Raw genomic sequence first — 11,224 nt, forward strand, 5'->3', positions numbered from 1 at the left:
CGATCATCTCGGCCCGCACCGCCTCGGCCACCGCAGGCAGATCGCTCTCGGGAAGCCGACGCAGCGCGGACGTCTCGTCGAGACCGTCTAGAATCGAGGGATTGGCTGAAGACACTGGCATTGACCCGTTGTTCGCTGGTGACCGCCCGAACGGGCCTGACCCTTCGCCACCCACGGCGCCGGCTCCCCCATCCCAACGGTTGATCCCTGGACTGAGCCGGGACCCTTGAATCTGCACTTATAACGTCATTGCACGGCTTTGCCACGCATGGGCTCAGGGCCGGTCGTCCCGCCCCCCATGACAGGCGCGAGCGTCCGGCGTAAGGGCGGCAGTTAAACCTCTGGCCGCCGCCGATCAACGGTGCGGTCGCTCCCGGTGGCCCGCAGGCATGGGCCCGCAGGCAGGGGACAGCAGGAAGGCAGACCATGCGTTCTCGCCCGATGATTCGCCGTCTCCGATCGGGCTGCCTCGCCACCGGCCTCGCCCTCGTCTGCGGACTGCCGGCCGGGGGCGCCCGGGCCGCGGAAACGACTCCCCGCGGCACCGTCGACCGGACCCCGTTCACGTCTGCGTGTCCGGGCCGGCATCCCTGTCGCCGCCAGGCCGGCCCCGGCCCGTCCGACCGCGACGTACATCCCTTCGAGGGCTCCCTCGGGCGCCCCTGCGCCTATCGCTGGCGCGAGACGCCGTCCGGTCCCCGCAAGGTCCGGGTGTGCTTCTGATTCGCGCCCTCGCCCTCCTCGTCCTCCTGGGCGGGCCCGCCCAGGCGCAGACCTGCTCCGAGCAGTTCGCGGAGGGAATGCGGCCCGACCTCGTCAACCCGAAGCTCGCGCGGCAGGCGACGCCCCTGTGCTACGCGGCGTTCGCCCTCCTGCATTCGGGGGTGTCCCGGACACCGATCTATGCCGCCGAGCGCCTGACCCGGTCGAGCGTCGCGGCGGCGCGCGCCGTCGACCGCGTCGATGACTTCCACGACGAGGACGCCCTGCCGGAAGCGGAGCGGGCGCATCTCGAGGACTACGTCCGCAGCGGGTTCGACCGGGGCCACATGGCGCCGGCCGGCGATATGCCGACGGGGGCCGCGCAGGCACAATCCTTCACCCTCGCCAACATCGTACCGCAGGACCGGGCCGTGAATCGCGGCCTGTGGGCGGCCATCGAGGAGAGCGTGCGCCGCCTCGCCACCGCCCGGGGCACGCTCTTCGTCGTCACCGGCCCGGTCTATGCCGGGGACAGCGTGCAGGCGATCAACGGCCGGGTCCTGGTGCCGACGCAGCTGTTCAAGGCGTTGTACGATCCGGCCAGGGGAGAGGCGGGCGCCTACCTCGTGCCCAACCGCGACGACGCCGAGTGGCGCGCCGTGTCGCTCGCCGAGCTGCGCGGCGTCGCCGGCCTCGACGTGTTTCCGGGACTGCCCGATTCGGTGAAGCGTCGCGCCATGGACCTCCCCGAGCCGCGCACCTATTCGCGGGGCGACGAAGCCGGCGGGCCGCCGCGCGGGCGGACTCGCGAACCGGATTCGTTCGAGGCCTGGGCCAGGAACCAGCTGCACCGCCTCGCCCGGCGCCTGTGGCGCGACCTGATGCGGGCGATTTTCTGAGAGAGGAGACGCGCATGTCAGACACGACGCCGCCGGTGTTCCGGCCCTTCGCCGACGCGGCCGCCGTGCGGACCATCGGCGGCCTCTGCCTGGAAAACGGTCGCGACCGCATCGTCGTGCACGGCTCCCTCGACCTGACCCGGGATCGCACTGGCCTGGGACGGGCGCGCGCCCTACGGGCGACGGTCACCGCCATCGTCGAGGCCCTCGAAGGGCAGAGCCTGCCCGAGGCGATCGCCGAAGCCACGACAGCCCCGGAGGTGGTGAAGAACCCCTTCGCCTGACGCCGCGCGTCCGATCTTCTTGCCGGTCCCGCGCCGCCCTGATACTCCGGCGCAACACTCATCAGGCGAAGCGATTGGCCCGGAGCGGTTCGACGACGGCGAGGGCCGGACCGTCCGACGGCGCATCGTGCGAGGCCCGGCCGGCTCCCCAAAGGGCCGCCGCGGGGCCGCGCACCCCATCATTCGGCATCGGCCGTGCCCGGAAGGGCCCCGATCCCACAGGTCAAGGATACCGGCATGGCGCGCGAATTCATCTACCACATGAAGGGTCTGACCAAGACCTACACCGGCGGCAAGAAGATTCTCGATAACGTCAATCTGTCGTTCTATCCGGACGCCAAGATCGGCGTGCTCGGCATCAACGGCTCGGGCAAGTCGACGCTCCTCAAGATCATGGCCGGCATCGACACGGAATGGACCGGCGAGGGCTTCGTCGCGCAGGGCGCCCGCGTCGGCTACCTGCCGCAGGAGCCCCAGCTCGACCCGAACAAGTCGGTCCGCGAGAACGTCATGGAGGGGGTCGCCGAGAAGCAGGCGCTCCTCGACCGCTACAACGAACTCGCCATGAACTATTCCGAGGAGACGGCGGACGAGATGACCGCCCTCCAGGACAAGATCGAGGCGGGCAACCTCTGGGAGCTCGACTCCAAGGTCGATCAGGCCATGCTGGCGCTCGGCTGCCCCACCGACGAGATGCCCGTCGCCACCTTGTCCGGCGGCGAGCGCCGCCGCGTCGCCCTGTGCAAGCTCCTGCTGTGGGAGCCCGAGTTGCTGCTGCTGGACGAGCCCACCAACCACCTCGACGCCGAGACGGTGAACTGGCTGGAGGGCCACCTCAAGCAGTATCCCGGCGCGATCCTGATCGTGACCCACGATCGCTACTTCCTCGACAACGTCACCGGCTGGATCCTCGAGCTCGACCGCACCCGAGGCTACCCCTACGAGGGCAATTACTCGGCCTGGCTCATCCAGAAGCAGAAGCGTCTGGCCCAGGAAGGCCGAGAGGACATGGCCCGCCAGCGCGCCATCAACCGCGAGCAGGAGTGGATCTCGGCCTCGCCGAAGGCCCGGCAGTCGAAGTCCAAAGCCCGCATCACCCGCTACGACGAACTCGTGGCGAAGCAGAACGACAAGATCGACGCCTCGGCGCAGATCGTCATCCCCATCGACGAGCGGCTCGGCAACAACGTCATCGAGTTCGACCATCTCAACAAGGCGTTCGGCGACCGCCTGCTCATCGAGGACCTGTCGTTCAAGCTGCCGCCCGGCGGCATCGTCGGCGTCATCGGCCCCAACGGTGCCGGCAAGACGACCCTGTTCAAGATGATCACCGGCTCCGAGACACCCGATGGCGGCACCATCTCGGTGGGCGAGACCGTGCATCTCGGCTACGTCGACCAGTCGCGCGACGCCCTCGATCCCGGCGCTACGGTCTGGCAGGAAGTGTCCGGCGGCAACGACATCATCTATTTCAACAAGCGCGAGATCAATTCCCGCGCCTATTGCGCCGCCTTTGCGTTCAAGGGGTCAGACCAGCAGAAGAAGGTCGGTACCCTGTCGGGCGGTGAGCGCAACCGCGTGCATCTGGCCCGCACCCTGAAGGGCGGCGCCAACGTGCTGCTGCTCGACGAGCCCACCAACGACCTCGACATGGAGACCCTGCGGGCGCTGGAAGAGGCGCTGGAGGATTACGCCGGCTGCGCGGTGATCATCAGCCACGATCGCTGGTTCCTCAACCGCATCGCCACCCACATCCTCGCCTTCGAGGGCGACAGCCACGTCGAGTGGTTCGAAGGCAACTTCTCGGATTACGAGGAAGACAAGAAGCGCCGCCTCGGCACCGATTCGCTGATGCCGAAGAAGCTCAAGTACAAGAAGTTCTCGCGGTAGGCCGCGAACCAGCGCTCGGCGCGCATCCCCTCTCCCGGCTTGCTGGGAGAGGGGACCGCATATCGCGTTTCGAGCTTTCTGAAGTTCGCAACGCTTTGTCATCCCGGGGCCGCGCAGCGGAACCCGGGACCCAGAAACACCGGTTTAACAAAGCCTTGCGCTGTCGGCGGCTCTCGATTGCACGCCTTCGACGCGGCCCTTCGGGTCCGGGTTCGCCTGCGGCGCTTCGGAATGACACCGGTGACCATGTGCGATCGCCCCGCGAGCGGGGCGAGGATCGACGCTCACGTCCGCCTCAGGCCCGCGCGCTCAGCGCCAGGGCCTCACCCAGATCCCGCACGTCCGTGAGTTTTCGCCCGCGCCGGCGCAGATCCGTCAGCAGGGCCCGGTCCGGGAATGGGCAATAGGGCAGGATGGCGGGCGTCTCGCCCTCTCGCAGCCTACCGTCGGCGAGTTGCGCCAGGACGCGGTCCAGCAGCACCCGTCCGTGCTCGTGCAGGATCACGGACGCCCGCGTCGCCGTGGTGTCGGCCGGCAATGTCACCGCTTCCCGTGAAAGAATCGCCCCGGCATCGATGGTGACGGCGAGGCGATGCACCGTGACGCCGAAGGCCGGCTCCGGTTCGGCCAGGGCGTGGATCGTCGGCACGGGACCGCGATGGCGCGGCAACAGGCCGGGATGGACGTTGAAGCCGCCGAGCGGCGCCAGCGCCAGGGTCGCGCCGGACAGGATCTGGTCGAAGTGGAAGGTGACGATGATCCCGGGTGTGTGACGCGCGAACAGGGCCGCGACCTCCGGCCCGTTGACGTCGTCCACGGTCAGGGTCGGGATGCCGAGGCGGTGGCACAGGGCCTTCAGGGGCGTCGCGGTGGGAGTGTCCGTCGTTCCCGCCAGCCGCCGGGTCAGCCCGGACAGGGGGGAGAGCAGGTCGGGCAGCCCGAAATTCACCCCGAGATACGGCAGGATCGCGGGCCCCGAGCGCGCGAGATGCCGCCGCACCTGACCGATGAGCCCGCCCGAACTCGGACGCTCGGCGTTGGACAGGCCGACGAAGGCGATGTCGGCCGCATGGTCCGTGACGAAGCGGCGGACGGCGCGCGCGTTCGGCAGGGCCTCCAAGACGAAGAGGGCGAGGCGAGGGCGGCTCATCGGCCGGTCCGGATCTTGAACTTGAACCCGCTCATGCCGAGGCGCCGCAGGGATTCGGGCAGCAGGGCCGAGCCGCGGGCGAGGGCCGCGATGATCCACGGGAAGGCGACGATGTCCCGGTCGCGGGCCAGCCCCCTGGCCATGCGGGCGGCGGCGTCCGCCGCGTCGATCTCCATGGGTCGCCAGCCCTGATACTCGCCGCCCATGGCGGTCCGGACGTAGCCCGGCGTCACCACGTTCACCTTGACCCCGTGGGGCTTGAGCTTTTCGCGCAACGCCAGCCCGTGGGCGAGGAGGGCGGCCTTGGTGCCGCTATAGGCCGGCGCGTCGGGCAGGGGCGCGAAGGCGGCGAGCGACGAGACCAGGGCGATCTGACCGGTGCCGCGGGCGCGCATGAGGTCGACGCAGGGGAGGGCGACGTTGAGGGCTCCGTCGAGGTTCACCGCCACGGTCTCGAACGCCATGGCGGACGTCTCGACGTCGCCGCCGGGGTCGCCACCGTTGATCGCCGCGTTGACGATCACGAGGTCGAGGGGATGGGCGGCGTGGGTGGCCGCGAGCCAGGCGGCGATGCCGGCCCGATCGCGCACGTCCAGGCGCTCGGTCTCCACGAGCGCGCCCCTGGCGCGGCAGGCGTCCGCCACGGCGTCCAGGCGGGTGGCATCGCGGCCGTGCAGCACGAGGGTGGTGGCGGGCGTCGCGTAATGACGGGCGAGCGCCGCGCCGATGCCGCTCGACGCGCCGGTGATGAGGATGACGGGCATCGGCTCTGTGGGTTCTGGAAAGGGGAGCGGGCCGGCGCTTCAGTAGACCGGCGCGAGATCCTGCGCATCCCCGGTCTCGGCGCGGCCGGCCTGGGCGGCGGCGAGTGCCGCGGCCGGGAGGGTCGCCTCCAGGCGCGGGATCGTCCCGGCCACGGCCCGGGCGATGGCCTCGCGGGAGAAGAAGCCGCCGTTGACCTGGGTGCGGTGCAGGACGACCCGGCGGAAATCGCGCATCAGGTCGGGGTCCGGCGCCACCGGCGCCGTCCAGAACGTCGCGAGGCCGCCCGCATGGGTGAGGCCCGGCAGGTTGTAGATCGCCTCGCCGGTGGCGAGGGTCGGACAGCCGAGTTCGAGGGACAGCATGCCGACGGTGCTGTTGACGAGCACCACGCCGCGGCTGCCGGCGATGAGGCTCGGCAGATCGCCGCCGTCGATGATGTCGAGGCGGTCGTTGACCCCGTGGCGCTTGGCCGAGTGACGGGCGTACTTGCGCCAGTTGATCAAACCGCTGTCGAGGGGGTGGAGCTTGATCAGGAGCCGGGTCGCGCCCTTCGAATCAGCGGCGAAGGAGGCGATCACCCGGTCCATGAACGCCTCGACCCCGAGGAAGGGGGAGTGGACGCGGATCTGGTAGTCGCTGTCGAGTTGAAGCGGCAGCAGGAAGTAATCGACCCCCACCGCCGTGTAAGCCTCGTTGAGCCGGGCCGCCTCGCGCCGCGTATGGGCGCGGCGGGCGAACTTCTTGATCCAGCCGGCATATTCGACGGCGATGTGGTTGGGTCGGTGGCTGCGGAAATGCGGGAAGAAGTACGGGAAGCCGAAATTGGCGATGTTGTAGGCCACATCCCACAGGCTGCGCCGCGCCATGTCCCCGCTCGACGGCATGGCACGCCCCGGCTGCGGCAGGCGCCGCGCCACGGCCCGGATGGCCTCGGCGGTCTTGGGCAGGGACGAGTGACCGTTCACGCCGCCGAGTTCGCAGGTGATCCAGTTCGGCCGAAGGTAGCCTTCCTCGAACACGTGGAGGCGCACGCCCAACGGCTCGGCCGCCGCACGGGCGGCAACGTGGTAGGGCCGGCAATCGCCGAACAGGATGATGTCCGTGACCCCGTGCCGGGCGATGTACTCGGCGACGTACCCGCCCCAGTTCTCGAACGACCCGCGATAATTGTCCGCCGGCAGACGCCAGAACAGCCAGTCGCCGGAGGAGAAGTTGATTCGCCGGACTCGGTGACCGCGCTCCTCGAGGCTGCGCCCGAGATCGGAGAAGAACGGGGAGGCGACGCCCTGCAGGAACAGGAACGTGGCGGGTCCGTCGCGATGCGCGGGGGCGCGGGGTTGCAGCATTCCGAGGCGCAGGGTCCTGAAGCCCGGATACCCGGGCGAATGTCACGATGGAAGACGTCGCATAGCCGTTGAAAGGCAGCAATCTTAAGGCATGGTTGCACAAAACGAATTTTAATCCGTGTGACCCGGCGGCCACGCAGCTCTTGGCAGACGGCCATTCCTCGCGAACGGGTCGCATCGGTCCCCGCGAACGGGTCGCATCGGGACGGCCGCTTGCGCGTTCGCGGTGTTTCAGGGTCGACCGGCCCGAAAACCGGTTCCCACTGTTCGGGCCGATGCTCTAGAGCCTGCAGCATCGGGCCGGACGCAGCGGCCCTCCCGTGTTGGTCGAACCGTTCATGCGCCCGAACCCGCCGCCTTCCCTGTTCTCCACCGGCCGGACCATCCGGGCCCTGCGCACGCAGGTCGCGGCGGCGACGGGCAGCGCGTTCGCCCACCCGTTCCAGCCCGGCGCCGTCGCGGTCGTGTGGGGTGCGGACGGCGTCACGGTCGCCGCCTTGAGCCGTCTCGGGCGGCCGGTACTCACGGTCGCGCCGGGACCGATTCTCAGCCCATACGACACGCCCGCCACGGGGATGGCGAGCCTGCGCCTCACCCTCGACGGGGCGCCGATGGGCGGCGTCCCGGCGGATCCGGCCCTGGCCGACCGATTGGCGCATCTGCGCCTGCACGGCCGAAACCGGTTTTCGGCAGGGGCCGGCACGGTGGCCGAGATCGAAGGCGCGGCGCTGATCCTCCTCGACGGCGCGGAGAACCCGGCCCGGACCCGGGCCTTCGTCGCCGGCGTGCTGGCCCGTCACCCGCAGGTGGACTTCGTCGCCGCCGGCCCCGAGGGCTGCGCCGATCTCGCACCCGCGCCGCGCCTGCGGGTCGTGCGGGCCCCCGTCGACCCCTGGGCCGCCTGCACCGCCGCCGCGCGGGTCTTCACCGGCGATGCGGCGAGCGCCGGCACGGCGCGCCTCGCGGGCGCCGATGTGGTCGAAGCCGATCCGCCGACCGAGCTCGACGACGCCTACGGCGCCGGCATCCATTGGTTCGATCCCTGGACCCGCGCGCCCATCGCGCGCGCGGAGTGCCTCGACAAGGTCGCGTGGCTGCGGGCGCGGTTCCGCGACAACGACCGGCCGACGGTGCTCGTCGGCATCTCGCGGTGGAAGCGGCCCGGCCTCGACGCCTTCACAACCGGCCCGTTCGGCCCACCCATCCACGCCATGGCGGCCGAGGACGCGGTGCACCGTGCGCCCCCCGGCGCCCGGGTCCTCGCCTGGGCGACGCGGATGCCCGAGCGCCTGGAAGCCCTCTGCGCCGAGGCGGGGTTGCCCCTGTGGCGGGTCGAGGACGGGTTCCTACGCTCCGTCGGGCTCGGCGCCAGCCTGCAGCCCGGCGCCTCCATCGTGGTCGACGATTCCGGCATCTACTACGATCCGCGGCAGGACAGCCGCCTCGCGCGCATCCTGAAGACCGCCGCCTTCCCGCCCGATCTCGTGGCGCGGGCCGAAGCCCTGCGCCGGCTCGTCGTCGCGCGGCGCCTGACGAAGTACAATGTCGGCCTGTCGGACGAATCCGGATCGTGGCCGACGGACCGCCGCATCGTCCTCGTGCCGGGGCAGGTCGAGGACGACGCCTCCGTGCGGCACGGCTCGCCGGTGGTGCGCTCGAACCGCGCCCTGCTGGCGGCGGCCCGCGCCCGCAATCCCGACGCCTTCCTGCTCTACAAGCCGCATCCCGACGTCGAGGCCGGCTTCCGGCCGGGCAGGATTCCGGAGGCCGAGACCCTGGCGCTTGCCGACCGCATCGTCGGCGGGCTGTCCATCGTCGACCTCCTGGACCGGGCGCACCACGTCGAGACCATGACGTCGCTGGCCGGGTTCGAGGCCCTGATCCGTGGCCTCACCGTGGCGGTCCACGGGCGCCCGTTCTATTCGGGTTGGGGCCTGACCGAGGATCTGGCGCCCAACGCCAACCGCGGACGGCGCCTCGCCCTCGACGAACTCGTGGCCGGGACGCTCCTGCTCTACCCGCTCTACCTCGATCCCGTGGCGATGAAGCCGTGCTCGGCCGAGCAGCTCCTCGACCGCCTGAGCGCCGAGCGCGACGCCACGGCGCCCTCCGCGCTCGCCCTCAGCCGCCGCACCCTCCTGGCCATGCGGGCGCGCTACGCCGTGCTCAACCCCATCGTCCGGCTCCTGCGTGCCCGGCGGGGAGTCGGGCTGGGTGCGCAGGACGCATCCCCCATGGCGAAAACTCCAGACAAGGCGGACCCGGCTTGATCCTTACGGCCCTCGTCACCGCCCTCGCCCTCAGCCTCGCCATCGAGGCATTCGACGGGCGCGGCGTTCGCCCCATCGGCCGGCGTCCCGGCGACCTCGCCGTGCGACTCTCGGCCTACGCCCTCGTGGCGGCGTTCTGGTTCGTCTTCTCGTGGCGGCCGTGGCTCGCGGGGTTCTCCTGCGTGCTCACCGTGGCGATCCTCACGGTGGTGAGCCGGCTCAAGCGCGGCGTCATCGGCGAGCCCCTGGTGTTCAGCGATTTCGCCCTCCTGCGTCAGGTGCCGCGCCACCCCGAACTCTACTACACCCGGCCCCTCACCGATCCGCGGATGGCCGGGCCGATCCTGGCGAGTGTCCTCGGAGTCGTCCTCTGGTACTGGGTCGAACCGGCCGCGCTGCCGCACGAGCCGAGCGTCGCCGTACTGGCGGTGATCGCCTTGCCTCTGACCCTCTGGACCCTGGCGCGGATGGCCGGGCAGGGCGTCCTTAGCCGCTGGCTCGCCGCGCGCTTCCCCGCGCCCGCCCTGGAAGCGGACATCGCCCGCTACGGCCTGCCGGCGACGATCCTGGCCTATGCGGCACGTTGGCTGAGCCTGCGCGCGCCGGTCGAACAGGCGCCACGGGCCATCGTCCCCTCGGGGGCACCGGACCGCGTCGTCGTGGTGGTCCAGCTCGAATCCTTCGTCGATCCGGTTCGCCTCGGCGGCCCCGCCCTGCCCGTGATGGCGGCGTTGCGCGCCCGCGCGACCCGGTACGGCCGCCTGCGGGTGCCGGCCCACGGTGCCTACACCATGCGGACCGAGCATGCGGTGCTCACCGGTCGCGACGCCGAGGATCTCGGTTTCGGCCGGTTCGATCCCTACCTCACGGGGGGTGGCGCCGAGCCGACGAGCTTGGCCGGCCTCGCCCGGCGGTCCGGTTACGCGACCCTGTTCGTCCACCCCTTCCACCGCGACTTCTTCAACCGCGCCGCCGTCGTGACCCGCCTCGGGTTCGACCGCCTCGTCATGGAGGAGGACTTCGCCGACGCCCCCCGCGTCGGACCGTATGTCGGCGATATCGCCCTGGCCGAGCGGGTTCTGGTGGAGATCCGGGCCCGGACCGGTCCGCTGTTCCTGTTCTGCGTCACCATGGAGAACCATGGGCCGTGGAAGCCCGGGCGTCTGCCCGGCCTCGACGATCCGCACGCCCAGTATCTCCACCACCTGGCCCATACGGGGGAGGCGGTGGACAGGCTCATCGCCGGGCTGGACGACCGCGTTGCGCGCGAAGGGATCTCGGCGACCCTCTGCGTGTTCGGCGACCACGCCCCGGCCCTGCCGAACTGCCGCCCCGGCTTCGGCGGCACGGCGACGGACTACGCGGTGCTGCATTTCGGCGGCGTGCAGCCCGTTCCGGCCAGGGTCGATCTCACCGCCGACGCCCTCGGGCGGTTGCTGCGGGCGGAGGTCACCCCGGATCGAGGGCGACCGTCGCCAACGGTGCCGTAAGCCCAAGCGTGACCGTGCCACCCTCGTGACGCATTCTGGGCAGAGACGTCCCGGTCGGCTGGAAATCCAGCCTCGCGCAACAACGATCCGTTAATCTTATGGCAGCGTTTGCCCCATAGGGATGACGGGTTGCCCGCGAACGTGCCGCCGGGTTCGACGTCGAGACGAGGCGCTCCCGGTCTCGCCGTCGCGGTATGGGCGGCACTGCCGGACCGCGCTTCGCGCGAAACCCGGCCTGGAGAAATTGAATGGTTCGCACAGCGGCTCTCGCGGCCCTGACGGCATGCCTCGTGTCCGGTTGTTCCTCGATCCTACCCGGTGCAGGCCCGACGACGGGCGCCATCGTGGACGGGGCCGACGTGTCGACGAGCGAGGGCACGTTCGCGCGCTACGAACTCGTGGATCTGACCGCCGCCACCGTCGAGGCC

General features: G+C 70.7%; 9 protein-coding genes and 1 pseudogene. 7 read left to right on the top strand and 3 right to left on the bottom strand.

All coding sequences use genetic code 11. The annotated features are described in order from the left end of the window. The first annotated feature begins 426 nt into the window (after positions 1-426). The 4 genes from ASF52_RS23245 to ettA all read left to right on the top strand — a co-directional run bounded on the left by ASF52_RS23245 (position 427) and on the right by ettA (position 3,775). Entirely contained in the window at positions 427-723 is a 297-nt protein-coding gene (locus ASF52_RS23245; protein WP_244473797.1) for a hypothetical protein, read from the top strand. Further along, complete coding sequence (locus ASF52_RS12240) at positions 714-1,601, top strand: DNA/RNA non-specific endonuclease (RefSeq protein ID WP_443136676.1); 888 nt, start codon at positions 714-716, stop codon at positions 1,599-1,601. Before ASF52_RS23245 ends, ASF52_RS12240 begins: the two co-directional genes overlap by 10 nt. Positions 1,602-1,615: 14 nt before the next feature. Next, entirely contained in the window at positions 1,616-1,885 is a 270-nt protein-coding gene (locus tag ASF52_RS12245; RefSeq protein WP_056172226.1) for a hypothetical protein, read from the top strand. A 237-nt stretch (positions 1,886-2,122) separates the two neighbouring features. Then, entirely contained in the window at positions 2,123-3,775 is a 1,653-nt protein-coding gene (gene ettA / locus ASF52_RS12250) for an energy-dependent translational throttle protein EttA (protein WP_056172228.1), read from the top strand. 295 nt (positions 3,776-4,070) lie between these two features. Here the strand turns inward: ettA and ASF52_RS12255 are convergent, their stop codons facing one another. From ASF52_RS12255 to ASF52_RS12265, 3 genes are read right to left on the bottom strand one after another with little or no spacing between them, the layout of a single operon-like run. Beyond that, positions 4,071-4,925 carry a formyltransferase family protein gene (locus ASF52_RS12255; RefSeq protein ID WP_056172230.1) on the bottom strand — a complete coding sequence of 285 codons (855 nt, stop codon included), beginning with the start codon at positions 4,923-4,925 and terminating at the stop codon, positions 4,071-4,073. Next, positions 4,922-5,689, bottom strand: a complete 768-nt coding sequence (locus tag ASF52_RS12260; protein ID WP_056172232.1) for an SDR family NAD(P)-dependent oxidoreductase — start codon at positions 5,687-5,689, stop codon at positions 4,922-4,924. Before ASF52_RS12260 ends, ASF52_RS12255 begins: the two co-directional genes overlap by 4 nt. 39 nt (positions 5,690-5,728) lie before the next feature. After that, positions 5,729-7,036, bottom strand: coding sequence for a capsule biosynthesis protein (locus ASF52_RS12265; RefSeq protein ID WP_056172234.1), 1,308 nt, complete (start codon positions 7,034-7,036; stop codon positions 5,729-5,731). A gap of 338 nt (positions 7,037-7,374) precedes the next feature. Between ASF52_RS12265 and ASF52_RS22075 the strand changes: the two genes are divergently transcribed. From ASF52_RS22075 to ASF52_RS12280, 3 genes and pseudogenes are all read left to right on the top strand, one after another. Next, positions 7,375-9,306 carry a capsular polysaccharide export protein, LipB/KpsS family gene (locus tag ASF52_RS22075; RefSeq protein WP_082515313.1) on the top strand — a complete coding sequence of 644 codons (1,932 nt, stop codon included), beginning with the start codon at positions 7,375-7,377 and terminating at the stop codon, positions 9,304-9,306. Then, entirely contained in the window at positions 9,303-10,796 is a 1,494-nt protein-coding gene (locus tag ASF52_RS12275) for an LTA synthase family protein (protein ID WP_056172236.1), read from the top strand. The genes ASF52_RS22075 and ASF52_RS12275 overlap by 4 nt, the downstream gene beginning before the upstream one ends. A 248-nt stretch (positions 10,797-11,044) precedes the next feature. After that, a pseudogene (locus ASF52_RS12280) lies at positions 11,045-11,224 on the top strand (polysaccharide biosynthesis/export family protein); the annotation flags it as partial.

It is taken from the genome of Methylobacterium sp. Leaf112, assembly GCF_001423295.1.
Taxonomy (GTDB): domain Bacteria; phylum Pseudomonadota; class Alphaproteobacteria; order Rhizobiales; family Beijerinckiaceae; genus Methylobacterium.